Here is a 24,797-nt window from a genome sequence, read left to right on the forward strand (position 1 = left end):
CCGCCTGCAGCCCCGCTCATCCCGCAGGAGCACCGTGGCAACTGGCCGAACTCACCGACCGGCGACCCGTAGCCGAGGAATTCCCGAGGCCACCGTCGCCCGGCTTCCGCTGTATCTGCGCGCACTCACCGCGCTCTCGGAGCGCTCCGTACCCACGGTCTCCTCCGAGGAGCTCGCGGCCGCGGCGGGGGTCAACTCCGCGAAGCTGCGCAAGGACTTCAGCTACCTCGGCTCGTACGGCACCCGCGGTGTCGGCTACGACGTCGAGTACCTCGTCTACCAGATCTCCCGCGAGCTGGGCCTCACCCAGGACTGGCCCGTCGTCATCGTCGGCATCGGAAACCTCGGCGCCGCCCTCGCGGGCTACGGAGGCTTCGCCTCCCGCGGCTTCCGCGTCGCCGCGCTCATCGACGCCGACCCCGCCATGACCGGCAAGCCGGTCGCCGGGATCCCCGTCCAGCACAGCGACGACCTCGAGAAGATCATCAGCGAGGACGGCGTCTCCATCGGCGTCATCGCGACCCCGGCCGGCGTCGCCCAGCAGGTCTGCGACCGGCTCGTGGCCGCCGGGGTCACCTCCATCCTGAACTTCGCCCCGACCGTGCTCTCCGTGCCCGACGGCGTGGACGTGCGCAAGGTCGACCTCTCCATCGAGCTCCAGATCCTCGCCTTCCACGAGCAGCGCAAGGCCGGCGAGGAGACGGGCGCCGAGGAGGGCCCCGACGCGGTCGTCGAGCCCGAGCCCGTCGCCGTACCGCCGGCGCCCCGTGGCACCACGGGCACCACCGGCCGCAAGGGACCCGACGGGGACGTCCCCGCGGTGATGCCGGCATGAGCCTCCTCGTCGTCGGACTGAGCCACCGCAGCGCCCCCGTCTCCATCCTGGAGCGGGCCTCGCTGCCGGCGGACACCCAGGCCAAGCTGCTCCAGGACACCCTCGCCGCCGAACCGGCCGCCGAGGCCACCGTCCTGGCCACCTGCAACCGCATCGAGCTCTACGCCGACGTGGACAAGTTCCACGCCGGGGTCGCCGAGCTGTCCACGCTGCTCGCGCAGCACAGCGGCGTCGGCCTGGACGAGCTCACCCCCTATCTCTATGTGCACTACGAGGACCGGGCCGTCCACCACCTCTTCTCGGTGGCCTGCGGACTCGACTCCATGGTCGTCGGCGAGGGCCAGATCCTCGGCCAGATCAAGGACACCCTCGCCCTCGGCCAGGACCTCCACACCGCCGGACGCCTCCTCAACGACCTGTTCCAGCAGGCCCTGAGGGTCGGCAAGCGCGCCCACAGCGAGACCGGCATCGACCGGGCCGGACAGTCGCTCGTCACCTTCGGCCTGGAGCAGCTCGCCCGCGACACGGACGTCGAGACCTGGGCCAAGGGCAAGAAGGCCCTCGTCATCGGCGCCGGCTCGATGTCCTCGCTCGCCGCCGCCACCCTCGCGCGCTCCGGCGTCTCCGAGATCGTCATCGCCAACCGCACCCTGGCCCGCGCCGAGCGGCTCGCGCAGATCCTGAACGAGCCCGGAGGCACGGGAGTCGTCGCACGCGCGGCCGAGATGGTTGCCGTCGGCGACGAACTGGCCCGTGCCGACGTCGTCGTCTCCTGCACCGGCGCCACCGGACTCGTCCTCACCGGCGAGGCCGTCGAGGACGCCGTACGCGGCCGCGGGACCCCGCTCTTCCTCCTCGACCTCGCCATGCCCCGCGACATCGACGCCGCCGCCCACCGCATCCCCGGTGTCCGGCTCGTCGACATCGAGTCGCTCGCCGAGGCCTCCGCCGACGCGCCCATGGCCGCCGACGTCGACCGGGTCCGGGGCATCGTCTCCGACGAGGTCGCCGCCTTCGGCGCCGCCCAGCGCGCCGCCCACATCACCCCGACCGTCGTCGCCCTGCGCACGATGGCCGCCGAAGTGGTCGCGGGCGAGATCGCCCGGCTCGAAGGCCGCCTCCCCGACCTCGACGACAAGCAGCGCGCCGAGATCACCCAGACCGTGCGCCGCGTGGTCGACAAGCTCCTGCACGCGCCGACCGTGCGGGTCAAGCAGCTGGCCAGCGAGCCCGGCGGCGCCGGGTACGCGGACGCGCTGCGGACACTCTTCGACCTCGACCCGGAGACGGTGGCATCCGTCAGCCGGGCCGACCTGAATGACGCCGACGTCAAGAACCGAGGGCGAGTATGACCGAGAGGGCACTGAGGCTCGGGACCAGGCGCAGCAAGCTCGCCATGGCCCAGTCCGGGCACGTGGCCGACGCCGTCCGGCAGCTGACCGGCCGGCCCGTCGAGCTCGTGGAGATCACGACGTACGGGGACACCTCCCGGGAGCACCTCGCGCAGATCGGCGGCACCGGCGTCTTCGTCGCCGCCCTGCGCGACGCGCTGCTCGCCGGCGAGGTCGACTTCGCCGTGCACTCCCTGAAGGACCTGCCGACCACCCAGCACCCCGACCTGGTGCTGGGTGCGATCCCGCGCCGCGAGGACCCCCGCGACGTGCTGATCACGGGCGAGGGCCTCACGCTGGACACGCTGCCCCAGGGCGCGCGCGTCGGCACCGGCTCCCCGCGGCGCATGGCCCAGCTCCACGCGTACGCGCGCAACCACGGCCTCGACATCACCTGCGTCCCCATCCGAGGCAACGTCGACACCCGCGTCGGCTACGTCCGCAAGGGCGAGCTGGACGCCGTCGTCCTGGCCGCGGCCGGACTCAACCGCATCGGCGGCACCGACGAGCTCCTCGGCGGCCTGTCCGCCGAGCCGCTGGCCGTCGACACCGTCCTGCCCGCCCCCGGCCAGGGGGCCCTGGCCGTCGAATGCCTGGCGTCGAACACCGAACTCGTCGCCGCGCTCGCGCCGCTCGACGACCCGCACACGCGGGCCGCCGTGACCGCCGAGCGATCCCTGCTCGCCGCCCTGGAGGCCGGCTGCTCCGCACCCGTGGGTGCGCTGGCCGACCTGCTGGCCGACGACCCCGGTCACGGGCAGGTTGTCACCGAAATGCGCCTGCGCGGCGTCGTCGGCACCACCGACGGCACCACGCTGGTGCAGCTGTCCACCACCGGTCCCGTACCCACCTCGCACGACGAGGCGATGGCGCTCGGACGCGAACTCGCGGACGAGATGCTCGCCAAGGGTGCGGCTGGTCTTATGGGGGAGCGAGCACTTTGAACCCCACACGCCCGACCACAAGCCCCGTGTCCCCGGCCTTCACCGGCCACGGGCACGTCACCTTCCTCGGCGCAGGCCCCGGTGACCCCGGACTGCTGACCCTCAGGGCCGTCGAAGCCCTGTCGGGAGCGGACGTCCTGATCGCCGAGCCGGAGGTCCTCGACGTCGTTCGCGGCCACGCGCGCGCGGGAGTGAGCACGCCTGAGCTGACGGTTGTTGACGAGGCGTCAACAACCGCCGGTGTCCCCGTGTTGAGGGACGCGGCCAATCTTGTCATGGAGGCCGCGAGGGGCGGCAGGCGGGTCGTCCGTGCGGTGACCGGCGACCCCGGCCTCGACGGGAACGCGGGCGCCGAGATGCTTGCCTGCGCCGCCGAGGGCATCCCCTTCGAGGTCGTCCCCGGCGTCGCCACCGCCGTCGGCGTGCCCGCGTACGCCGGCGTGCCGCTGCGCGACGCCCACGGCACCGACGTGCGCTTCGTCGACGCCCGCACCGCCGACGAGCGGTGCTGGACCGAGGTCGGTGCCTCGGACGGGACCGTCGTCGTCTCCACGACCCTCGACTCGGTCGCGGCGGCGGCCGGTGAACTGGTGGCGGCTGGCCGTAAGCCGGACACCCCCCTCACCGTGACCATCGCCGGTACGACCACCCGCCAGCGCACCTGGAACGCGACCCTCGGGACGATCGCCCAGGTCTTCAAGCAGGGCAAGGTCCTCCCCTCGCCCGAGGGCCACCGGCCAGTCATAGCCGTGGTCGGCGAGCGCAGCGCCCCGGCGCAGCGGGACCAGCTGTCGTGGTTCGAGTCCAAGCCCCTCTTCGGGTGGCGGGTCCTCGTGCCGCGCACCAAGGAACAGGCCGCGTCGCTCTCCGACCAGCTGCGTTCGTACGGCGCCGTGCCGCACGAGGTCCCGACCATCGCCGTCGAGCCGCCGCGCACCCCGCAGCAGATGGAGCGGGCGGTCAAGGGCCTCGTCACCGGCCGCTACGAGTGGATCGCCTTCACCTCGGTCAACGCCGTCAAGGCCGTACGCGAGAAGTTCGAGGAGTACGGGCTCGACGCCCGCGCCTTCGCCGGGATCAAGGTCGCGGCGGTGGGCGAGCAGACCGCCGCTGCTTTGGTCGACTTCGGCGTGAAGCCGGACCTCGTGCCGTCGGGTGAGCAGTCCGCGGCCGGCCTCCTGGAGGACTGGCCGCCCTACGACCCGGTCTTCGACCCGATCGACCGCGTCTTCCTGCCGCGCGCCGACATCGCGACCGAGACGCTCGTCGCCGGCCTCATCGAGCTCGGGTGGGAGGTCGACGACGTCACCGCCTACCGGACCGTCCGCGCCTCGCCGCCGCCGGCGGACACGCGCGAGGCGATCAAGGGCGGCGGCTTCGACGCCGTTCTGTTCACCTCGTCCTCCACCGTGCGGAACCTCGTCGGCATCGCCGGCAAGCCGCACAACGTGACGGTCATCGCCTGCATCGGGCCCGCCACGGCCAAGACCGCCGAGGAACACGGGCTGCGCGTCGACGTCCTCTCGCCCGAGCCCTCCGTCCACAAGCTCGCCGAGGCACTCGCCGACTTCGGGCTCCGACGGCGGGAGTCCGCGCTGGAGGCGGGAGATCCGGTGACCCGGCCCAGCGAGCGGAGGCCGGGGGCGCGGAGGCGTCGGACGACGTAGGGGTTTTCAGGGGTGCGGGTCCGGTCTGCGGGCCCGCACCTTGCCGTTGCGGGCCACGCCCCGCCCGTTGCGGGCCGCGCCCGCCCGTTGTGGGCGCGCGCCCGCCGCCGTTGTGGGCAATCGTTCCGCTGGGGCGGAACGGGTGGGCACAACGGGCCTGCGCCCTGCCGGCGCCAGAGGCTTCCGAGCCCGGACCCGCACCCCGTGTGCGCCGTCACCGGTGGTGCGGGTTCAGGCGCGGAACGCGGAGGCGCCGCTAGAGGGCGCCGTCCCGTGTGCCCACCCGTCCCGCCCCAGCGGGACGATTGCCCACACGGGGGTGGGAGGGGGCACCGCCCCGCCGGGCGCGCGGCCCACACGGGGCGGGGGCGAAGTCCCAGGCGGGTGCGGGCCCACACGGATAGGGGGCGAAGCCCCAGGAGGGGGCGCCGCCCCGCCGGGTGCGGGTCCCACACGGGGGCGGGGCGAAGCCCCGGGTGAAGCGCGCCGTCCTGCGCGGGCGCGGTCCCGCACGGGGGCGGGGGCGAAGCCCCGGGTGAAGGGCGCCGCCCCGCGCGGGCGCGGGCCCACACGGAGGGCGGGGGCGAAGCCCCGGGTGAAGGGCGCTGTCCTGCGCGGGCAGCGGGGCGTTGCCCACAGGTCGTCGGCAAAGGCATCGCAGGGGCGGGCGTAGCCTCGGGTCTATGAACTCGTACGGATCCTTTCCCGGGGCGCGGCCGCGGCGGCTGCGGACGACACCTGCCATGCGCCGGATGGTGGCCGAGACCCGGCTGCATCCCGCCGACCTGATCCTGCCCGCGTTCGTGCGCGAGGGGATCACCGAGCCCGTGCCGATCCAGGCCATGCCGGGGGTCGTGCAGCACACGCGGGACACCCTGCGGAAGGCCGCGGTGGAGGCGCTGGAGGCCGGGGTCTCCGGGATCATGCTGTTCGGCGTGCCCGAGGACGGGAAGAAGGACGCCGCCGGTACGGCGGGCACCGACCCGGACGGGATCCTCCAGGTCGCCATCCGGGACGTGAAGGCCGAGGTCGGCGACGACCTCATCATCATGTCCGACCTGTGCCTCGACGAGTTCACCGACCACGGCCACTGCGGCGTCCTCGACGCCGACGGCCGCGTCGACAACGACGCCACGCTGGAGCGGTACGCCGAGATGGCCCAGGTCCAGGCCGACGCCGGCGTCCACGTCGTGGGCCCCTCCGGGATGATGGACGGGCAGGTCGGGGTCATCCGCGACGCCCTGGACACCATCGGCAAGGAGGACGTGGCGATCCTCGCGTACACCGCGAAGTACTCCTCCGCCTTCTACGGCCCCTTCCGCGAGGCCGTCGGCTCCTCCCTCAAGGGCGACCGCAAGACCTACCAGCAGGACCCCGCCAACCTCCGCGAGTCCCTGCGCGAGCTCGCGCTCGACCTGGAGGAGGGCGCCGACATGGTCATGGTGAAGCCCGCGGGCCCGTACCTCGACGTGCTCGCCAAGGTCGCCGAATCCGTCGACGTGCCCGTCGCCGCCTACCAGATCAGTGGTGAGTACGCGATGGTCGAGGCCGCCGCCGAGAAGGGCTGGATCGACCGCGACAAGGCCATCCTGGAGACCCTCACCGGCATCCGCCGCGCCGGCGCCCAGATGATCCTCACCTACTGGGCCACCGAGGTCGCCCAGAACCTGCGCGGCTAGGCCCTAGTCCCACCAGAAGCTCCACACCGGGGCGTCGAGAAGGGCCTTCCCGGCGTACTCGCGCAGGCTGTCGTAGCTGCCCTGCGTGATGTTGTCCGGGCAGAACGCGAAGTGCTCCGCCGCCACCGCCTCGGCCTCCTCCTGAGTCCGGGGCGGTGCCGCGACCGACACCACCAGCTGGTCGAAGGTCAGCGCGACGACCCGGGCACCGAAACGGTCCTCCCACGAGCGCAGCACCGTGCACAGCCGCGCCACGTCGTTCTCGTGGTTCAGCGGTCCCGTCCAGCCGATGACCGCCGGTATGTCCGCGCTGCGCCGGGCCGGCACCAGGGCCGGGCGGGCGTCGTCCAGCCAGAAGCCCGGCTTCGTCAGCATCTCCGCGACCGTGGCCGCCGCCCGGTCGGGGTCCGTGGTCAGGGGCTGCGCCGGAGCCAGCCCCGGCCAGCCCGCACCGTACGGGGCGACGATCTCCTCGTACTCCCGCTGCTCCTCGGGTATCTCCGAAGCCGCGTCGCACCCCCAGAAGTCGGCGAGGACCTCCTCGGCGTCGTGATCCGCCGGATCGCTCATCCGCTCCGGCATCAGGTCCCACCGGTCCAGCCCCCACTCACCCCCCAGCAACACCGGCAACAGCCCCGCCGTCCGCGCCGCCGGGCGCAGCGCCGCCCACGCGGCAGGTCCCGCCGGGGCGTGCCCCGACCACAGGTACGGGGAGTCCGCCGGGCCCGTGAGGGTGCCGGGCGGGAGGTCGAGGCCGAGGGAACGGCCGGTCGGATCGGGGACGAGCTTGGGCAGCTGGTTCGGGATCATCGCCATGATCAGAACGTACGGGGGGCCACTGACAACGAGTGGTGGGGCGGCAGCGGGCGGCGCACTCTGGAGGGGTAGCCGACAGGTCCTCGGTGGAGGTGGTCCTCATGATGCACACGCTTGTCGGATGGCACGTGGAGATGGAGTTCAAGGAGGAAGGGGACCGGACGAGGGCCGCGGCCATGGTCCGGCTCACCGACGGCACCGAGTTCCGGGCCCACGGCACCGCGAACCGGCACCCCTCCGACCCCGACCAGCTGCGCGTGGGCGAGGAGATCGCCGGGGCGCGCGCCCTGATGGACCTCGCCTCGCAGCTGCTGCAGAAGGCCCACAAGGAGATCGACGAGGTGTCCGGCCGGACCTCGCACGCCATCCGCTGACACCTGGTGACGCCCGGTGACGACGAAGCCCCCGGCACGGAGATCCGTGCCGGGGGCTTCGAACGCTACGGGACTCAGAGGCGCTCGGGCGTCCGGATGCCCAGCAGGGCCATGCCCTGGTGCAGCGTGCGGGCCGTCAGCTCGCACAGGAAGAGACGGTTCTCCGCGACCTCCTGCGCCGGCTCCGGCTTGATGACCGGACACTGGTCGTAGAACGTCGTGTAGAGCGAGGCAAGCTGGTAGAGGTACGCCGTGAGCTTGTGCGGCGCGTACTCCGTGGCCGCTTCGGACACGGTCTCGGCGAACTGGTCCAGGTGCAGGCCGAGCGCGCGCTCCGCCGGAGCGAGCTCCAGCTCCGGGTGGGCGACGGGGGTGCGGTCACCGGCCTTGCCGAAGATCGACTTGATACGGGCATACGCGTACTGCAGGTACACCGACGTGTCGCCGTTCAGCGACACCATCTGGTCCAGGTCGAACTTGTAGTCGCGCGCAGCGGACGTCGACAGGTCGGCGTACTTCACCGCGCCGATGCCGACGTACTGGCCGTTCTCGACGATCTCCGTCTCGGTCAGGCCCACCTTCTCGGCCTTCTCGCGGACGACCGCCGTCGCCCGGTCCACCGCCTCGTCCAGCAGGTCCACGAGCCGCACCGTCTCGCCCTCACGGGTCTTGAACGGCTTGCCGTCCTTGCCCAGGACCGTGCCGAAGGCCAGCTGGTGCGCCTTCACCTCGTCGTTCAGCCAGCCCGCGCGGCGGGCCGTCTCGAAGACCATCTTGAAGTGCAGCGACTGGCGGGCGTCCACCACGTACAGCAGGGAGGTCGCCTTCAGGTTCTGCACCCGGTCGCGGATCGCGGACAGGTCCGTCGCCGCGTAGCCGAAGCCGCCGTCGGACTTCTGGACGATCAGCGGCACCGGGTTGCCGTCCGGGCCCTTCACGTCGTCGAAGAACACGCACAGGGCGCCCTCGGAGCGGACCGCGACGCCCGACTCCTCCAGGATCCGGCAGGTCTCCTGCAGCATGTCGTTGTACCCGGACTCGCCGACGACGTCGCCGTCCCGGATGTCCATGTCCAGCTTGTCGAAGACCGAGTAGAAGTAGATCTTCGACTCGTCGACGAACCGCTGCCAGAGCGCCAGCGTCTCCTCGTCGCCCGCCTGGAGGTCCACGACCCGGGCACGCGCCCGCGTCTTGAACTCCTCGTCGGAGTCGAACAGGGCGCGCGAGGCCTTGTACAGCCGGTTCAGGCTCGACATGGCCTCCTCGCCGGAGACCTCCGTCTCCGAGGAGTGGTCCAGCTCGTGCGGGTGCTCGATCAGGTACTGGATGAGCATGCCGAACTGGGTGCCCCAGTCGCCGATGTGGTGGCGGCGCACCACCGTCTCGCCCGTGAACTCCAGGATCTCGACCATCGCGGCGCCGATCACGGCCGACCGCAGGTGGCCGACGTGCATCTCCTTCGCCACGTTCGGCTGCGCGTAGTCGATGACCGTCGTGCCCGCCGACTCGTTGAACGGCACGCCGAGGCGCGCGTCCGCCGCACGGGCCGCGAGGGTGTCGATGATCGCCGCGTCCGTCACCGTGATGTTCAGGAAGCCGGGGCCCGAGACCTCGATCTCCTTCAGCACGTCATTGGCCGGGATCGCCTCGACGACCTTCGTCGCCAGCTCACGCGGATTGCCCTTGAGCCGCTTGGCCAGCGCCAGGATGCCGTTGGCCTGGAAGTCGGCCCGGTCGCTTCGTCGCAGCAGCGGGTCGGCGGACGCGGCGTCCGGCACAGCCGCCGAGAGGCCGTCCGCGAGGCGCTGCTGCACGGTCGAAGCGAGGGAAGGGACCGAGGCCATGAGCTTCCGTTCCTGTTGAGTTCGTCAGGTCTAATTCGCTTGTCAAGTGTCCCATGGGAGCGCAACGTCATTTCCCCGACCGACATCACCGCCTGTGGACAACCTCCGGGAGTCTCGTTCCGTCTGGGAGAATGGCTCTCGTAGGGCTGTCAGGCAGCACCCCTAAGGAAGAAGGACGTACCGACCGTGGCTCAGAGCAGCACCGAGACCGACTGGGTCTCCCGTTTCGCGGACGAGGTCATCGCCGAGTCGGAGCGACGTGCGCCTGGCAAACCGGTCGTCGTCGCCTCCGGCCTCTCCCCGTCCGGCCCGATCCACCTCGGCAACCTCCGCGAGGTCATGACCCCGCACCTGGTCGCCGACGAGATCCGCCGCCGCGGATACGAGGTCCGCCACCTCATCTCCTGGGACGACTACGACCGCTACCGCAAGGTGCCCAACGGCATCGAGGGCATCGACGCGTCCTGGGCCGAGCACATCGGCAAGCCGCTGACCTCCGTCCCGGCCCCCGCCGGCTCGCCCCACCCCAACTGGGCCGAGCACTTCAAGGCCGCCATGGTCGAGTCGCTCGCCGAGCTGGGCGTCGAGTACGACCCCATCAGCCAGACCGAGCAGTACACCGCCGGCGCCTACCGCGAGCAGATCCTGCACGCCATGAAGCACCGCGGCGACATCGACGCCATCCTCGACCAGTACCGGACGAAGAAGGCCCCGAAGAAGCAGTCGCAGAAGCCCCTCGACGAGGCCGAGCTCGAAGCCGAGGAGGGCTCCGGCGCCGCCGCCGAGGACGACGGCTCCAGCGGCACCTCCGGCTACTTCCCGTACAAGCCCTACTGCGGCCAGTGCGAGAAGGACCTGACGACGGTCACCTCCTACGACGACGAGACCACCGAGCTCGCCTACACCTGCACGAACTGCGGCTTCACCGAGACGGTCAAGCTCAGCGAGTTCAACCGCGGCAAGCTCGTCTGGAAGGTCGACTGGCCCATGCGCTGGGCCTACGAGGGCGTCATCTTCGAGCCCTCCGGCGTCGACCACTCCTCGCCCGGCTCCTCCTTCCAGGTCGGCGGCCAGATCGTCCGCATCTTCGACGGCGTCCAGCCCATCGGCCCCATGTACGCCTTCGTCGGCATCAGCGGCATGGCCAAGATGTCCTCCTCGCGCGGAGGCGTGCCCACCGCCGCCGACGCGCTGAAGATCATGGAGCCCCAGCTCCTGCGCTGGCTCTACGCCCGCCGCAGGCCCAACCAGTCCTTCAAGATCGCCTTCGACCAGGAGATCCAGCGGCTCTACGACGAGTGGGACAAGCTGGAGGCCAAGGTCGCCGACGGCACCGCCCTGCCCGCCGACGCCGCCGCCCACACCCGCGCCGCCCGCACCGCCGCCGGCGAGCTGCCGCGCACCCCGCGCCCGCTCCCGTACCGCACCCTCGCCTCCGTCATGGACATCACCGCCGGCCACGACGAGCAGACCCTGCGGATCCTCACCGAACTCGACCCCGAGAACCCGGTGACCTCCCTCGACGAGGTCCGCCCGCGCCTCGACCGCGCCGAGAACTGGATCACCAACCAGGTCCCGGCCGACCAGCGCACCATCGTCCGCGACGAGCCCGACACCGAACTCCTCGGCTCCCTCGACGACGAAGGCCGCGAGTCCCTCCGCCTCCTCCTCGACGGACTCGACACCCACTGGTCGCTCGACGGGCTCACCACCCTCGTCTACGGCGTCCCGAAGATCATGGCCGGCCTCGACCCCGAGGCCAAGCCCACGCCCGAGCTCAAGCTCGCCCAGCGCGCCTTCTTCGCCCTGCTCTACAAGCTCCTCGTCAGCCGCGAAACGGGCCCCCGCCTGCCCACCCTGCTGCTCGCGGTGGGCGCCGAGCGGGTGCGCAAGCTGCTCGCCGTCTGAGCCGCTGACCTGCGCACGCGCCTGAGCACGTGAAAGGGCCGCCGCCCCGGGAGACCGGGGCGGCGGCCCTTTTCCACAGCTCGTTACGGGGTGTCCACGTCGGCCCTCGCCTGCTGGACCCGCTCCTGCGCACCGGATTCCGCCTGCCGCAGCAGACCGATCTCGCTCGCGGGAAACTCCGGAAGGCCGTACTGGTCGGCCACGAGACGGGCCAGCTCGGTCTCGGCCGGGAACTTCCCGTGCTCGTGCACGTACGAATCCATGACCTTGTAGACGACCTCCTCGAAGTCGTCGGCCCGCGGCTCCGGCTGCTCCACGTACTCCGGGTACTCCACGAACTCCTCCGGACCCGACGGAGGAACATCCTCCGGACCCTGCGGCACCGGGACCGGCATGGGCTCCAGGCCCTCCACGATCTGAGGGTTGTAGTTCCCCTCGTACGACTCCGGAGAGACCTGCGAGGCGTCGAACCAGTGGCTCTCGTGATTCACCGGCCCTGCCGGGGCCGGAACCGGGACCTGAGCCGGGGCCTGCGCCTGAGCCGGGTCCGGAACCTGTGCCTGCACCTGCGCCGGGAGCGCCGCCTGCTGGACCTGCGCGAGCGCCACCGGCTGCGCGAGCTGCGGGGCCGGAGCCGGAAGCCCGGACTCCGCAGGCAGCACCGCCGGATCGATACCCGCCGCCGCCAGACCCGCCGACGCCGTCTCCGCCAGCGGCACCCCGTACCGCGCGAGACGCAGCGGCATCAGCGCCTCCACCGGAGCCTTGCGCCGCCACATCCGCCCGTAACGCGCCTGCAGCCGCGCCTGGTAGACCAGCCGCTCCTGCTCCAGCTTGATGACCTGCTCGTACGAACGCAGCTCCCACAGCTTCATCCGCCGCCACAACCGGAACGTCGGCACCGGCGACAACAGCCAACGGGTGATCCGCACACCCTCCATGTGCTTGTCGGCCGTGATGTCGGCGATCCGGCCCACCGCATGCCGCGCGGCCTCCACGGACACCACGAACAGCACCGGGATCACCGCATGCATCCCCACACCCAGCGGATCCGGCCAGGCCGCCGCACCGTTGAACGCGATCGTCGCGGCCGTCAGCACCCACGCCGTCTGACGCAGCAGCGGGAACGGGATCCGCAGCCACGTCAGCAGCAGGTCCAGCGCGAGCAGCACACAGATGCCCGCGTCGATGCCGATCGGGAAGAAGTACGAGAAGGTACCGAAACCCTTGTGCAGGGCGAGCTCGCGCACAGCGGCGTACGAACCCGCGAAACCGATCCCCGCGATGATCAGCGCACCGCCGATGACGAGGCCGATGAGTATTCGGTGCGTACGATTCAGCTCCATCGCGGCCACCCGCGATCCCCTCCCGTCATTCGACATCCGGCGCGCACAGAGTGGCACACGTGCACGAAGCCCGGCCCCCGGGGGAGGGACGGGCTCCGCGCGAATATGCCACTCTGCACTGGTTCGTGACTACTTGTTGGCCGCCGCGACCGCCGCGACCGCCTCCTTGACCGCCTTCGCCGCACCGTCCGTCACCGTCTTCTCCGACGGGGTCTCGGCACCCGCGTAACCCGCACCGTTGTACGACAGCAGGACCAGCACGTTCCCCGTACGCGCCACGATCGACGTGTACTGGAAGTCCTCGTCCGTCTTGCGCAGCTGGTACGTGACGGTGTTCGCCTCGTCCCCGATGCCGCTCGCCGTGAAGGTCTTCAGCTTCTTCGCGCCCGGCGTCCCCTGGACCTTCGCCAGCTCCTTCGCCAGGTTCTCCCGCGCACGCTCCTGACCGCTGCCGAGCGTCACGTCCGACTCGTACCGGTAGAAGGACACGTCCAGCCAGCGGTACTGCGAACCCTTCACGCCCTTGTCATCGAGGCCGTTCCACGAGCAGCCGCCACGGCTCGCCAGATCACTGGACGCGGCCGGCGTACCGTTCTTCGTCTTCGCCTTCGGCACCAGCGACGCCGTCGTCTTCGCCGAGATCGCCTTGCAGACCTCCGGCAGCTTCGCGAACCTCGCCGGCTCGACCGTCTTCGTCGACTGCGACGGCGAAGGCGTCACCGACGCCGAAGCGGACGCCGCGCCCTGGCCCTGCCCCTCCGCCTTGCCGGAGTCGCCGGAATCCGAGGAGCACCCCGCGGCGACGAGCATCACCGGGACGGCGGCGCAGGCGAGTATGCGGGAGAGACGCGTTCGCGGAGCTGATCGCTGCATGGTTCCTTCAGTCGCTTGTCGGCCACGAGTACGCCGACACGTTACGTGGTCGCCGCCCGCTCACGGAGCGGATGCGAACCGCTACTCCTCCAGCCGGTCGGCGAGCTGCCGAGCCAGATTCCGGGCCTTTTCCTGCAGTTCCGCGCTGTCCGGCACCTCGGCGGAACCCGTGGTCTGCTCCCGGTAGGACACCGTCACGATCACGTTCGATGTGCGGAACACCACGCTCACGGCGCGCTGATGACTGTTCGCACCGACCGCACTGAGCACGTCGTCCACGTACGCGACGTCCCCGAGACCGTCGAGGACACGGGGCTCCAGACCGCTCGGATCGGCACCGGGAGCACCCGAGGAGGCGGGGGCGGTGGTGCCGGTGGCAGCGGCGGTGCCGGTGCCGGTCGTCGTCGGCTTGCCCGGCGGGGTGGTGGCCGCGGCCGGCTTGCCCGAGGCGGAGGCGGCACCCGTGGGCGCGCCCGTGGCCGGGGTGGGCGAGGCCGTGGGCGGCAGCGGGATGCCCACCGCGAGCTGCTTGCGGGCGTACACCTCCTGCGCCCGGGCGTCGTCGCTGACCGCCGCGTCGTACGACACCACCCGCTCGATGTCGAGGGACAGCCGGTGCGAGGTGTCCGGGGTGTCGGCCTTCCACGTGCAGCCGACACGCCGGTCCGTGTCGTACGTGACGGCCGCGACGCCCCGGTACGCCTTGTCGCGCTCGGCGTCGGGCAGCGCGGCGGCGCCCGGGAGCAGGTCCTTGAGCGTGGCCTGCGGGACGGCGCCGCAGGGCTCGAAGAGGGTGCGGTAGCGGCCGGGGGGCGCGAGGGGGGCGGCGGCCTGGCCGGCCTTGGCGTCGACGGCCACGTCGTCGGCCGGGGTGCCGGCGGAACAGGCGGTGAGGCCGGCCCCCAGCCCGAGGCCGAGTGCGAGGGCGACGGCGGTGCGCGCCGTGGACCCGGTGCGACCGGGTGCGTACCTCTTTCGCTGCACGGTCCCAGGCTCCCTTCACCCGAAGTCATTCCCGAAAACTGTTTGCCGCGCGAACCCGGCCGGTGGACACAATGTCTATCGCACACGCAGCCGTTGATGCCGGTCCCCTGTCACCTGTACGGGCTTTGGCTCCGGTTTTTGCGTTATCAGTCTTTTCGGGGGAATCGAGGAAGTATGTCGTACGTAGAGGTGCCGGGCGCGAAAGTACCGATCAGGATGTGGGCCGACCCCGCCTCGGTCGAGGGCGGCGCCATGCAGCAGCTGCAGAACGTGGCGACGCTGCCGTGGATCAAGGGCCTCGCCGTGATGCCGGACGTGCACTACGGCAAGGGCGCGACCGTCGGTTCGGTGATCGCGATGCAGGGCGCGGTCTGTCCGGCGGCGGTCGGTGTCGACATCGGCTGCGGCATGTCTGCGGTCAAGACCTCCCTCACCGCGAACGACCTTCCGGGCGACCTGTCCCGCCTCCGCTCGAAGATCGAGCAGGCGATCCCGGTGGGCCGGGGCCTGCACCGCGAGGCGGTGGACCCGAAGAGGCTGTACCAGTTCCCCACGGCGGGGTGGGAGGACTTCTGGGCGCGGTTCGACGGGGTGGCGGAAGCGGTCAAATTCCGTCACGAACGGGCCATGCTTCAGATGGGAACGCTCGGAAGCGGCAACCACCTGATCGAGATTTGTCTTGATCAAGCAGGCTCGGTGTGGCTGATGCTGCACTCCGGCTCCCGCAACATCGGCAAGGAGCTGGCCGAGCACCACATCGGCGTGGCTCAGAAGCTGCCCCACAACCAGGGGCTGGTCGACCGCGACCTGGCGGTGTTCGTCTCGGACACGCCGCAGATGGCGGACTACCGGAACGATCTGTACTGGGCCCAGGAGTACGCGAAGTACAACCGCGCGATCATGATGGCGCTCCTGAAGGAAGTGATCCGCAGGGAGTTCCGGAAGGCGAAGGTGACCTTCGAGACCGAGATCTCCTGCCACCACAACTACGTGGCGGAGGAGCGGTACGAGGGCATGGATCTGCTGGTCACGCGTAAGGGCGCGATCCGCGCCGGCCGTGGCGACTTCGGGATCATCCCGGGCTCGATGGGCACCAGCTCGTACATCGTGAAGGGGCTCGGCAACGAGAAGGCCTTCAATTCCGCCTCGCACGGCGCGGGCCGGCGGATGAGCCGGAGCGCGGCGAAGCGACGCTTCACGGTGCGGGACCTGGAGGAGCAGACGCGGGGCGTGGAGTGCCGGAAGGACGCCGGCGTCCTGGACGAGATCCCCGGCGCCTACAAGCCGATCGAGCAGGTCATGGAGCAGCAGCGGGACCTGGTCGAGGTGGTCGCCAAGCTCAAGCAGGTCGTGAACGTGAAGGGCTGAGACCACTGGGGTCCGGCGCGAATGTCGCGCCGGACCCCAGTGGCTTTGGGATTCGCCCGGACGTGTCAGAGCTCGCGGTGGACTTTGGTGTTGGAGGCCTGGGCGCGGGGGCGGACGACGAGGAGGTCGATGTTGACGTGCGGGGGGCGGGTGCAGGCCCAGGTGATGGTGTCGGCGACGTCGTCGGCGGTGAGGGGTTCGGCGACGCCGGCGTAGACCTTGGCGGCCTTGTCGGTGTCGCCGCGGAAGCGGGTGGTGGCGAACTCGTCGGTCTTGACCATGCCGGGGGCGATCTCGATGACGCGGACGGGGGTGCCGACGATCTCCAGGCGGAGGGTTTCGGCGAGGACGCGGGCGCCGTTCTTGGCGGCGACGTAGCCCGCGCCGCCCTCGTAGGTGGAGTGGCCGGCGGTGGAGGAGAGGACGACCACCGTGCCGTCGCCGCTCGCGGTGAGGGCGGGGAGGAGGGCCTGGGTCATGTGGAGGGTGCCGAGGACGTTGACCTCGTACATGCGGCGCCAGTCCTCGGGGTCGCCGGTGGCGACGGGGTCGGCGCCGAGGGCGCCGCCGGCGTTGTTGACGAGGACGGCGAGGGTGCGGAAGGCGGTGGCGAACTCGTCGACGGCGGCGCGGTCGGTGACGTCGAGGGCGTAGGCGGTGGCCTGGTGGCCGGCCTCGTTGATCTCGGCGGCGAGGGCTTCGATGCGGTCCTTGCGGCGGGCGGTGAGGACGACCCGGTAGCCGGCGGCGGCCAGCTGTCGGGCGGTGGCGGCGCCGATGCCGCTGCTGGCTCCGGTGATGACGGCGATGGGGGTGCCGGCGGCAGTCATGACGTGCTCCTCGCGCGTGTGGTCGATTGCGGGTCGATCGCCCGGTCAGGATAGGCGGGCGGGGTCAGCGGCCTCGGGGGGCGTACATGATCACGGCCATGCCGGCGAGGCAGATGAGGGCGCCGGTGACGTCCCAGCGGTCGGGGCGGTAGCCGTCGGCGGCCATGCCCCAGGCGAGGGAGCCGGCGACGAAGACTCCGCCGTAGGCGGCGAGGACGCGGCCGAATTCGGCGTCGGGCTGGAGGGTGGCGACGAAGCCGTAGACGCCGAGGGCGATGACTCCCGCGCCGATCCAGATCCAGCCGCGGTGTTCCCGGACGCCCTGCCAGACGAGCCAGGCGCCGCCGATCTCGAAGAGGGCGGCGAGGACGAACAGGGCGATGGAGCGGGCGATCAGCATGGGGGCAGCCTGACATGGGACACGCTGAGTGAGTTGATTGTCATGATGTGTGATTATTCGTGGGTATTTTGAGTCCATGCGTCGATTGAGGATGGGTGTGCTCGGGGTCGCTCTCGCGGCCGTGGTGGTGACGGGGTCCGGCGGGAGTGCCGGTGCTACGGGGCCGGGGGCCGTGGGTGAGGCGGATCTGTCCCACCACGGGCAGGTCTCCCTCTGGGACGGGAGGGTCGGCGTCTGGCTGGTCAGCCAGAACCGCGGGCCCGCCGACATCCCCCAGGCGACCGTCCGGCTCGCCTTCTCCGAGCCGATGGCGGGCGGCCAGGAGCTGCCGCCGGCCTGTCTGTGGAGCAGCGATCGGGTGGTGTCCTGCCGGACGGGCGCGCTCCGGGCCGCGGGGGGTGCCGGTGAGCTGGCGCTCGACCTGCGGACCGCGGGTTTCCCGGAGGAGATGACGGTCGAGGTCACCACAGCCTGGCGGGACGGGGTCGCCGACCGGAACCCGGGGAACGACCGGCATCGCGTGCTGGTGCTGGCCACCGGGGATCCGTACGTCTTCTGAGGCCGCCGTCGGCCGTCTTCCGGGGTCGTCGGCCGTCAGTGGCTCGTCCAGTGGACGTAGCCGTCCGGGCGGACCAGGACCGCCGTGCGCTTGGTGGGGTCCTGCCAGGTGGCCCGGACCAGGTGTTTCGGGGTGACCGGGGCGGTCGCCGGCGGTGCGGGCGTCGCTCCTTGCGGGGCTATCAGGACGAACTCGCCCTGCCGGAGCAGCTCGTGGAGCCGGCCTTCGCGCAGCTGGACGTCGGGTGCGCGGCGGCCCGAGAGGCGCCCGGCGCCCGGCGCGGGGGCGTAGGCGATGCCGATGCCGCTGAGCATGTCCAGGGCGCGGGCCGAGGCGGGCCGGACCGTGCTCAGGAGGCGGGCGACGAGGGCGCGGACGGTGCGGGTGAGCGGGGTGTGGGCCATCGCGAGGCGGAGGAGGGCTCCGCTGTTGCGGAGCGCCATGGCGCCGACGGGGTGGCGCTCGGACTGGTAGCTGTCGAGGAGGGCCTCGGGGTCGGGTGCCTCGCCGCGGAGTGCGGCGGTGAGCTTCCAGGAGAGGTTGGCGGCGTCCTGGAGGCCGGTGTTCATGCCCTGGCCGCCGGCGGGGGAGTGGACGTGGGCGGCGTCTCCGGCGAGGAAGACGCGGCCGACGCGGTAGGCGGGGGTCTGGCGCTCGTCGCTGTGGAAGCGGGAGATCCAGCGGGCGTCGTGCATGCCGTGGTCGGTGCCGAGGGCGCGGCGGGTGATCTCGCGGATCTCGTCGAGGTCGACGGGTTCGCTGTCGGGGACCTGGCGGGTGCGGGTCCAGCCCATGACCCGGTACCAGCCGTCGCCGAAGGGGGCGATGAAGGTGAAGGCGTCCTCGGAGCCGTTGACGCTGAACGTGTCGGCGGGCTGCTCGGTGAGACGCACGTCGGCGAGGACGATGGAGCGGATCACGGAGCGGCCGGGGAAGGGGAGGCCGAGGGTGCTGCGTACGGAGCTGCGGACGCCGTCCGTGCCGACCAGGTAGCGGGCGCGGAGGGTGAGCGGGGTGCCGTCGGGGCCGGTGAGCTCCGCGGTGACGGTGGCGGCGTCCTGGCGCAGTCCGCGCAGTTCCGTGCCGTGCCGGAAGGTGACGCCCGCGGTGGCCGCGCGGTGCTCTAAGAGGCGCTCGACCTCGTACTGCGGGGTGACGAGCAGGTGGTTGAAGCGGGTGGGCAGGCGGGTCAGGTCGAGGTCGACGCGGCCGAAGAGACGGGCCGTGGTCAGGGTGGTGCCGGTGGCGAGGAGCTCGTCCGCGAGGCCGCGGGCGTCGAGCTGCTCCAGGGTGCGGGCGTGGACGCCGAAGGCCCGGGTCATGTTGGAGAAGCCCTGCGGGCGGCGCTCGACGAGGGTGACGTCGATGCCGGCGGCGGCGAGGTCGCCGGCGAGGAGGAGGCCGGTGGGGCCCGCGCCGATGACGAGTACGTCGGTGTCCGTGGTGCTCGTGTTCGCCTGCGTGTCGTTCGTGTGGTCCGTTTCCTTGGTGCTCATGGGTGCCTCCTGGGTGCCCGTGACCGTTTGCCAACAGGTGTTGGTCAACGCTTGTTGGCAACGTTAGAGCGCTTCGGTTGGCATGTCAACGGGTGTTGGCCTACAGTCGTTGGCATGACGACCGTCCGCCGCTCCGACGCCACCAGGGCCGCCATCCTGGAGGCCGCCCGCGAGCGCTTCGCCTCCGACGGGTACGAGCGCGCCACCATCCGCGCCATCGCCCGCGACGCCGGGATCGACCCGTCGATGGTGATGCGCTACTACGGCAACAAGGAGGGGCTGTTCGCCGCCGCCTCCGACATCGAGATCGGCCTGCCCGCGCTGGGCGCCCTGCCCGCCCGCCACATCGGGGCCGTCCTGGTCACGCACTTCCTGGAGCGCTGGGAGCGCGACGAGGTCCTCACCGCGATGCTGCGGGTGGGCGTCACCAACGAGGCCGGGGCCGCGCGGATGCAGGAGGTCTTCGCCCAGCAGCTCGGGCCGGTCGCCCGGGGCGTCTGCCCCGACCCCGCGGACGCCCCGCGCCGGGCGGCGCTCGTCGCGTCCCAGATCCTCGGCATGGCGCTCGCCCGCTACGTGCTGCGCCTGCCGCCGGCCGTCGCGATGTCCGCCGAGGAGGTCGTCGCCTGGCTGGGGCCCACCGTGCAGCGCTATCTGACCGCCGAGGCGCCCTGAGCGCGCGGGTCCGTCCGGCCCGTGGCGCCGTGGGGCCCGGGCCGTACGATCTCTGCATGACGCAGAAGAGTTCCGGTCGGCGCGAGGCGCTCATGACCGAGCTGTACGGGGAGGCCCGCCGCTACATGGCCGCCTACGCCCTCTTCAACCAGGCCGTCGCCGACCACCTGGGGCTCCATCCGACCGACGTCCAGTGCCTGAACCTGCTCGGCCTGGAGGAGGGCCAGGTGACCATCGGGCGGGTCGCCGGGCTGACCGGGCTCACCACCGGCTCCGCGACCCGGCTCGTCGACCGGCTCGAACGCGCCGGCTACGTGACCCGCGAGCGCTCCACCGAGGACCGGCGCCGGGTCCTCGTGGCGCTCGTCCCCGAGCGGATGGCCGAGCTCGGCGAGCTCTGGCGGAAGCTGAACGACACCTGGGGCACGATGTTCGACGCCTACAGCGACGCCGAGGTCGCCCTGCTCACCACCCACATGCGGCGCACCGTCGAGGTCAGCGCGGCGCAGGTCGAGCGGCTGCGGGGCGGCGACCTCGGCTGAGCGCGCGCGGGGCGGCGACCCGGGCGGCTCTCAGCGCGCCGTCGCCCCGCCGAACTCCCGTACCGCGTCCGACACGATCGCCTCCAGGCGGGAATGGTGGGCGCCGCGCCAGTAGACCCGGCCGCACTCCACGCACTGCGCGAACACGTCGTACGTCTTCTCCGTGCCCTGCTCCAGCCGCTCGCGCACCGCGTCCTTGTCGGCCTCGCTCAGCTCCCCGTTGCACGCCGTGCAGCGGGTCCAGGGCGCGAGCGGCGGCGCGAACCTCTCCAGTACGTCGCGGAGCTGGTCGTCCGGCCGGTCGCTGTAGACGTAGGCGCCCGCCCACAGCTCACGGCGGCGCAGCAGGCCGCGGTCCCGCGAGAGCATCACGCGCCGCTCGCGCGCGGAGAGCGCGGCGAGGGCGGGGTCGCCGATGTCCTCGCTCTCGTACGCCGCGTCCACACCGAGCAGCCGCAGGCGCCGGGCCAGCGTGCCGAGGTGGACGTCGAGCAGGAAACGGAGCGGTGCGCCGGGGGGTGCCGGCTGCGGGCGGACGACGCTCTCCACCTCGACGGTCTCGCCCGCGGCGGGGACGTGCGAGACGTCCACCTGTCGGCCGTCGACCAGGAGTCGACCGGCCTCGGTGAGGGGGACGCCCAGTGACTCCACGACGTGGCCGAGGGAGGAGGTGCCGTCGGTGATGAGGGGGGTGGGGGCTGCGCGGCGCTCCGGGGGGACGAAGAGGTGGAGGCCGGGGGCGAAGCTGATGTGGATCTCCGGTCCGTTCACGGGGACAGGATGGCATCGGGGGGTGGTGGGGGGCCAGGGGATTCGGTGCGGCTGGGCGGGGCCTTGGTTTCGGGGCCCGGGCCCGCACCGGCAGTGGCGGCTTGCACGGGTGCGGGTTCAGGCTCGGAAGCCTCTGGCGCCGGCAAGGGCGCCGTTCCGTCGTGCCCACCCGTTCCTCCCCCAAGGACTTCGTCCAGGGGGACCCCCGCAGCGGAACGCCTGCCCACAACGGCGGGGGCGGTACCGTCCCGGTATGAAGATCATTGACGTGTTGCCCGGTGATCCCCGGCTGGAGAGCGACCTCCTGCCCGTGCTCTGTGAGCTTCGGCCGCATCTGACCCCGGAGGTGTTCCGGGGGGTGTACGAGGAGGGGTACGCGCAGGGGCTGCGGTTCAGCGGGGCCTATTCGGACGGTGGGCGGTGTGTGGGGGTCGCGGGGTGGCGGGTGGTCGTCAACACCAGTTCGCTGCGCCAGCTGTACGTCGACGATCTGGTGACGGCCGCCGACCAGCGTTCCACCGGGGTCGGGCAGGCGCTCGTGGCGCATCTGGAGGGGCATGCTCGGGCGGCCGGGTGTCACGAGTTGAATCTCGACTCCGGTACGCAGCGGACCGGGGCGCACCGGTTCTATCTGCGGGAGCGCTTCGACATCGTGGCCTTCCACTTCTCCCGGTCGCTCACGGACTAGGCGAGGTCGAGCCGCCAGTCGTTGCAGCGCATGGGGTGGCCCGGGGGGTATTCGAAGTCGCGCTCGCCGAGGAGCTCGAAGCCGGCTTTGCGGCAGACCGCGTTCGACGCGGCGTTGTCCGCGGAGGGGAAGGCGTGGAGGTGGCGGCGCAGCCCCGCGGCCCGGGCCTCGGCGATCACCGCGCGGGTGGCGGAGGTCGCCAGGCCGCGGCCCTGGAAGCCCGGCAGGACCGCCCAGCCCGTCTCGTACACCGGCTCGCCGTCCCAGGTCTGGGCCCAGAAGCCGATGCTGCCCACCACGGTCTCCTCCGGCAGCAGCACGATCCGGAACATGCGCCCCGCGCCCGTGCCGTCGGAGCTCAGGTCCACGTACCGGCGGTGGCGACGGACGAGCTGCTCCTCGGTCTCCGGGCCGCCGAGGTGGTCCATCAACTCCGGCGCGTTCAGGGCGCGCAGCAGGTCCGCGTCCTGCTCGGACCAGGCTTCGAGGCGTACCTGTGACGTGGTGTCGGTCATGTCCGTACCGTAGGTCAGGGCACTGACACCGCGCGGGCGTACGCGGTCGGCGGCAGTTTGATCGTCGCCGTGAAGTCCCGTACGAGGTGGGCCTGGTCGCTGTAGCCCAGTTCGGCGGCGAGTCCGGCCCAGTCGGGGGCGCCCGCCGCCTCGGCGCGTTCCAGGGCCTCGTGGATGCGGTAGCGCAGGATCACCCACTTCGGGCCGACGCCGACGTGGTCGGCGAACAGGCGCTGGAGCGAGCGGGCCGACAGGCCGCTCGCGGCGGCCAGCCGGGACACCTTGCGGACCGTGCGGTCCGAGCGGATCAGCTCCACCAGCTCCATGGCCTGTCCGGCGGCCGGGTCGGGGGCCGGGCCGCGGGCCAGGAGGAAGGCGTCGAGCGCCGCCACGCGCGCGTGGTCGTCGTCGGGGGACAGTACGGCGGTCAGGGCGTCCTCGCCGCCGTGCTCCGGGGAGCCGCCGTGCTCCGGGGAGCCGCCGCGCTCCGGGGGACCGCCGCGCTCCGGGAACACCTCGCCCAGCGGCACCCGGCGGCCCGTCCAGGCCGACACCGGCCACGCGGGCGCGAAGGGGCGGAAACCGCCGGGGCGGAACTGCACCCCGCAGACCCGGCCGGTGTCCGTCAGCTCCTGCGTGAACAGGCCGAGCCCGACCCCCGCCACCTCGGCCGACGGGGCGCCCGGTGATCCGTACCGCTGGAAGACGACGTTCACCGAGGGGTGCGGGACGACACGGCTCGCGTACGGCTCCGGCAGCTCCCAGTCGATCAGCCAGTAGTGCTCCAGGTACGGCCGCAGTTCCGGCGCCGGGGTGTGCCGGCGGAAGCGGACGCGGGTGAGCAGTTCGGTGGGGTCGACGATGCCCCGGGTGTCCCGGCGGGGGAGGGGCGCTGATGCGGGCATGGCCCGGATGCTAGGCGGTGCGGCCGTCAGTACAGGTGGTCCGTCGGGTCCTGGGTGAGCCGGGAGACGACCTGGCCGAAGGCGTGCTCCTCGGCGGGTGTCAGGGGCACCGACTCCTGTGGGTGCCAGACCCGCTCCAGTGGGGGGTCCGCCGGTGCGCGGCGGGCGCGGGCACGGGCGCGGAGGCTCAGGGTCAGCCATGCCGCCGTGGAGACGGCGAGCAGGCCGAGGAACGTGATCACGCGGGGGTCCGAGAACTGGCCGGGCAGGGACATGGCTCACTCCAGGGCGCGAGGGCCGCCCGTTCCCGGCGCGCCCGGGCAGGCGGCGCGCGTGCACGACGGCAAGGGCTGCTTCTGCTGCTTCCTCCCGATTCGTTCAGTTAACACCACCCCGGGGGGCTTTCGGCAGGGGGTGGCCGGGCCGGAGTCCTGGACCGGGTGCCGCCGGGGAGGCCCTCTTGTGCGGGGCGGGGAAGCGTTCCAAGGTGACGGACGAGGGAGATTCCGGCCGGGGAGGGAGCAGCCTTATGTCCGGAACGCAGGCATGGGGATTCACGGACGACAGGGGTACGGAGCTGGGGGCGGCCCGCGTGCCGCTGCGGGTGGTCGCGTACGTGCGGGCGGGTGCGGCGCTGCTCGACCTGGGGGTGACGCCGGTCGGCGTCTACGGCTCCGGGCACGACGGCGGGGCGCTCGATCCGGCCAAGGCGGGCGGTCTCGGGGCGGCCGGGGTGCCGTACCTGGGGCCGGGTCGGGCCCTGGACGAGGCGGCGCTGCGGGAGTCGCGCCCGGACGTGATCGTCGACGTGACCTATGACGGCAAGAGCCCGTACGCGCTGGACGAGGCGGTCGCCGAGCGGCTCGGGGTCCCGCTCGTCGCGCTCTCCGTCGGGAACGAACTCACGCTCCCGGCGATCCTCGGCCGCTTCGCCGCCCTTGCCGCGAGCCTCGGCGCCGAGCCGGCGGGGGCGGCTTCCGCCGCCGGCCCCGCCGCCGACCTCGCCGCCGCCGAGGCCGCTCTCCGGGCCGTCGCCGCGCGGTCCGGGATCGCTGTGCTCGCGCTGTCCGGGGCGGGGCCGGAGCAGGTGCATCTGGCGCGGCCGCAGGCCTGGCCCGAGCTGGCGTACCTGGCGGGGCTGGGGGTCCGGTTGATCGAGCCGGGGCCGGGGCCCGGGGCCAACTGGCTCACGGGGGACTGGGCGGGGGCGGTCGGGCTCCGTCCCGGGCTCGTCCTGTTCGACGAGCGGGAGCATGCGACCCTGCCGTACGGGCTGCCCTCCGGTGTCCGCCTCACCCCCTGGAATCCCGAGACCCCGCCCAGCCCCGCCGCGTACGCCCGCTTCTTCCGCGTGCTTGCGGAGGCCCTGGCGGTCTAGGGCCCGTTC

Annotated in this window: 25 protein-coding genes; 13 read left to right on the top strand and 12 right to left on the bottom strand. The window is 72.1% G+C overall.

Going from position 1 to position 24,797, the window contains the following annotated elements:
• Nucleotides 1-34 precede the first annotated feature (34 nt).
• The 5 genes from ACH4TP_RS35940 (at nucleotide 35) to hemB (ending at nucleotide 6,516) form a co-directional block, all read left to right on the top strand.
• The gene (locus tag ACH4TP_RS35940) at nucleotides 35-835 is read left to right on the top strand and encodes a redox-sensing transcriptional repressor Rex (RefSeq protein ID WP_389227306.1); all 801 of its coding nucleotides are present in this window, start codon (nucleotides 35-37) and stop codon (nucleotides 833-835) included.
• Entirely contained in the window at nucleotides 832-2,187 is a 1,356-nt protein-coding gene (locus tag ACH4TP_RS35945; protein ID WP_389227309.1) for a glutamyl-tRNA reductase, read from the top strand. Before ACH4TP_RS35940 ends, ACH4TP_RS35945 begins: the two co-directional genes overlap by 4 nt.
• Nucleotides 2,184-3,170, top strand: coding sequence for a hydroxymethylbilane synthase (gene hemC / locus ACH4TP_RS35950; protein WP_398440246.1), 987 nt, complete (start codon nucleotides 2,184-2,186; stop codon nucleotides 3,168-3,170). Before ACH4TP_RS35945 ends, hemC begins: the two co-directional genes overlap by 4 nt.
• Nucleotides 3,167-4,837, top strand: coding sequence for a uroporphyrinogen-III synthase (locus ACH4TP_RS35955; RefSeq protein ID WP_389227315.1), 1,671 nt, complete (start codon nucleotides 3,167-3,169; stop codon nucleotides 4,835-4,837). The genes hemC and ACH4TP_RS35955 overlap by 4 nt, the downstream gene beginning before the upstream one ends.
• A 683-nt stretch (nucleotides 4,838-5,520) precedes the next feature.
• Nucleotides 5,521-6,516, top strand: coding sequence for a porphobilinogen synthase (hemB, locus tag ACH4TP_RS35960; protein WP_398440247.1), 996 nt, complete (start codon nucleotides 5,521-5,523; stop codon nucleotides 6,514-6,516).
• Nucleotides 6,517-6,519: 3 nt separating this feature from the next.
• Here the strand turns inward: hemB and ACH4TP_RS35965 are convergent, their stop codons facing one another.
• Nucleotides 6,520-7,332, bottom strand: a complete 813-nt coding sequence (locus ACH4TP_RS35965; protein WP_398440248.1) for a DUF4253 domain-containing protein — start codon at nucleotides 7,330-7,332, stop codon at nucleotides 6,520-6,522.
• 104 nt (nucleotides 7,333-7,436) lie between these two features.
• Between ACH4TP_RS35965 and ACH4TP_RS35970 the strand changes: the two genes are divergently transcribed.
• Entirely contained in the window at nucleotides 7,437-7,706 is a 270-nt protein-coding gene (locus ACH4TP_RS35970) for a DUF1876 domain-containing protein (protein ID WP_116165466.1), read from the top strand.
• A gap of 74 nt (nucleotides 7,707-7,780) precedes the next feature.
• Here the strand turns inward: ACH4TP_RS35970 and argS are convergent, their stop codons facing one another.
• Nucleotides 7,781-9,550, bottom strand: coding sequence for an arginine--tRNA ligase (gene argS, locus ACH4TP_RS35975; RefSeq protein WP_398188419.1), 1,770 nt, complete (start codon nucleotides 9,548-9,550; stop codon nucleotides 7,781-7,783).
• Nucleotides 9,551-9,736: 186 nt separating this feature from the next.
• Here argS and lysS point away from each other — a divergent pair, with 186 nt between their 5' ends.
• The gene (gene lysS / locus ACH4TP_RS35980) at nucleotides 9,737-11,458 is read left to right on the top strand and encodes a lysine--tRNA ligase (RefSeq protein ID WP_389227326.1); all 1,722 of its coding nucleotides are present in this window, start codon (nucleotides 9,737-9,739) and stop codon (nucleotides 11,456-11,458) included.
• Between the two features lie 83 nt (nucleotides 11,459-11,541).
• Here lysS and ACH4TP_RS35985 read toward each other — a convergent pair whose 3' ends face one another.
• From ACH4TP_RS35985 to ACH4TP_RS35995, 3 genes are all read right to left on the bottom strand, one after another.
• A complete protein-coding gene (locus ACH4TP_RS35985) occupies nucleotides 11,542-12,804 on the bottom strand; it encodes a DUF2637 domain-containing protein (protein WP_398440249.1) in 1,263 nt (420 codons plus the stop codon).
• A 129-nt stretch (nucleotides 12,805-12,933) separates the two neighbouring features.
• Nucleotides 12,934-13,677 carry a DUF3558 domain-containing protein gene (locus ACH4TP_RS35990; RefSeq protein ID WP_389227335.1) on the bottom strand — a complete coding sequence of 248 codons (744 nt, stop codon included), beginning with the start codon at nucleotides 13,675-13,677 and terminating at the stop codon, nucleotides 12,934-12,936.
• 81 nt (nucleotides 13,678-13,758) lie between these two features.
• Nucleotides 13,759-14,661 carry a DUF3558 domain-containing protein gene (locus tag ACH4TP_RS35995; RefSeq protein ID WP_398440250.1) on the bottom strand — a complete coding sequence of 301 codons (903 nt, stop codon included), beginning with the start codon at nucleotides 14,659-14,661 and terminating at the stop codon, nucleotides 13,759-13,761.
• Between the two features lie 174 nt (nucleotides 14,662-14,835).
• On the opposite strand from ACH4TP_RS35995, the gene ACH4TP_RS36000 reads away from it, so the two are divergent.
• Entirely contained in the window at nucleotides 14,836-16,029 is a 1,194-nt protein-coding gene (locus tag ACH4TP_RS36000; RefSeq protein WP_398440251.1) for an RtcB family protein, read from the top strand.
• Between the two features lie 65 nt (nucleotides 16,030-16,094).
• Here ACH4TP_RS36000 and ACH4TP_RS36005 read toward each other — a convergent pair whose 3' ends face one another.
• Together ACH4TP_RS36005 and ACH4TP_RS36010 are read right to left on the bottom strand one after the other, a co-directional pair.
• Nucleotides 16,095-16,859 carry an SDR family NAD(P)-dependent oxidoreductase gene (locus ACH4TP_RS36005; protein WP_352025845.1) on the bottom strand — a complete coding sequence of 255 codons (765 nt, stop codon included), beginning with the start codon at nucleotides 16,857-16,859 and terminating at the stop codon, nucleotides 16,095-16,097.
• Between the two features lie 64 nt (nucleotides 16,860-16,923).
• A complete protein-coding gene (locus ACH4TP_RS36010; protein WP_116160384.1) occupies nucleotides 16,924-17,259 on the bottom strand; it encodes a YnfA family protein in 336 nt (111 codons plus the stop codon).
• Nucleotides 17,260-17,431: 172 nt separating this feature from the next.
• On the opposite strand from ACH4TP_RS36010, the gene ACH4TP_RS36015 reads away from it, so the two are divergent.
• Complete coding sequence (locus ACH4TP_RS36015) at nucleotides 17,432-17,818, top strand: hypothetical protein (RefSeq protein ID WP_389227345.1); 387 nt, start codon at nucleotides 17,432-17,434, stop codon at nucleotides 17,816-17,818.
• A 35-nt stretch (nucleotides 17,819-17,853) separates the two neighbouring features.
• Here the strand turns inward: ACH4TP_RS36015 and ACH4TP_RS36020 are convergent, their stop codons facing one another.
• Nucleotides 17,854-19,314 (bottom strand): FAD-dependent oxidoreductase, encoded by a 1,461-nt coding sequence (locus ACH4TP_RS36020; RefSeq protein ID WP_398440252.1) that lies wholly within the window; start codon nucleotides 19,312-19,314, stop codon nucleotides 17,854-17,856.
• 114 nt (nucleotides 19,315-19,428) lie between these two features.
• Between ACH4TP_RS36020 and ACH4TP_RS36025 the strand changes: the two genes are divergently transcribed.
• Complete coding sequence (locus ACH4TP_RS36025; protein ID WP_398188399.1) at nucleotides 19,429-19,989, top strand: TetR family transcriptional regulator; 561 nt, start codon at nucleotides 19,429-19,431, stop codon at nucleotides 19,987-19,989.
• A 56-nt stretch (nucleotides 19,990-20,045) separates the two neighbouring features.
• Nucleotides 20,046-20,531, top strand: a complete 486-nt coding sequence (locus ACH4TP_RS36030) for a MarR family winged helix-turn-helix transcriptional regulator (RefSeq protein WP_389227353.1) — start codon at nucleotides 20,046-20,048, stop codon at nucleotides 20,529-20,531.
• 30 nt (nucleotides 20,532-20,561) lie between these two features.
• On the opposite strand, the gene ACH4TP_RS36035 is transcribed toward ACH4TP_RS36030, so the two are convergent.
• On the bottom strand, nucleotides 20,562-21,302 hold the full coding sequence (locus ACH4TP_RS36035) for a Mut7-C RNAse domain-containing protein (protein WP_398188393.1): 741 nt from the start codon (nucleotides 21,300-21,302) through the stop codon (nucleotides 20,562-20,564).
• Nucleotides 21,303-21,555: 253 nt separating this feature from the next.
• Between ACH4TP_RS36035 and ACH4TP_RS36040 the strand changes: the two genes are divergently transcribed.
• On the top strand, nucleotides 21,556-21,990 hold the full coding sequence (locus tag ACH4TP_RS36040; RefSeq protein WP_398188390.1) for a GNAT family N-acetyltransferase: 435 nt from the start codon (nucleotides 21,556-21,558) through the stop codon (nucleotides 21,988-21,990).
• Here ACH4TP_RS36040 and ACH4TP_RS36045 read toward each other — a convergent pair.
• From ACH4TP_RS36045 to ACH4TP_RS36055, 3 genes are read right to left on the bottom strand one after another with little or no spacing between them, the layout of a single operon-like run.
• Nucleotides 21,987-22,505 carry a GNAT family N-acetyltransferase gene (locus ACH4TP_RS36045; protein ID WP_389227360.1) on the bottom strand — a complete coding sequence of 173 codons (519 nt, stop codon included), beginning with the start codon at nucleotides 22,503-22,505 and terminating at the stop codon, nucleotides 21,987-21,989. The two genes, ACH4TP_RS36040 and ACH4TP_RS36045, sit on opposite strands and share 4 nt — an antisense overlap.
• A 14-nt stretch (nucleotides 22,506-22,519) precedes the next feature.
• Nucleotides 22,520-23,410 carry a DUF6597 domain-containing transcriptional factor gene (locus ACH4TP_RS36050; RefSeq protein ID WP_398440253.1) on the bottom strand — a complete coding sequence of 297 codons (891 nt, stop codon included), beginning with the start codon at nucleotides 23,408-23,410 and terminating at the stop codon, nucleotides 22,520-22,522.
• Nucleotides 23,411-23,436: 26 nt separating this feature from the next.
• A complete protein-coding gene (locus ACH4TP_RS36055) occupies nucleotides 23,437-23,685 on the bottom strand; it encodes a hypothetical protein (RefSeq protein WP_398188383.1) in 249 nt (82 codons plus the stop codon).
• Nucleotides 23,686-23,939: 254 nt separating this feature from the next.
• On the opposite strand from ACH4TP_RS36055, the gene ACH4TP_RS36060 reads away from it, so the two are divergent.
• Nucleotides 23,940-24,788, top strand: coding sequence for an ABC transporter substrate-binding protein (locus tag ACH4TP_RS36060; RefSeq protein WP_398440254.1), 849 nt, complete (start codon nucleotides 23,940-23,942; stop codon nucleotides 24,786-24,788).
• Nucleotides 24,789-24,797 lie beyond the last annotated feature (9 nt).

Source organism: Streptomyces sp. NPDC021012, from assembly GCF_044333355.1.
Lineage (GTDB): Bacteria > Actinomycetota > Actinomycetes > Streptomycetales > Streptomycetaceae > Streptomyces.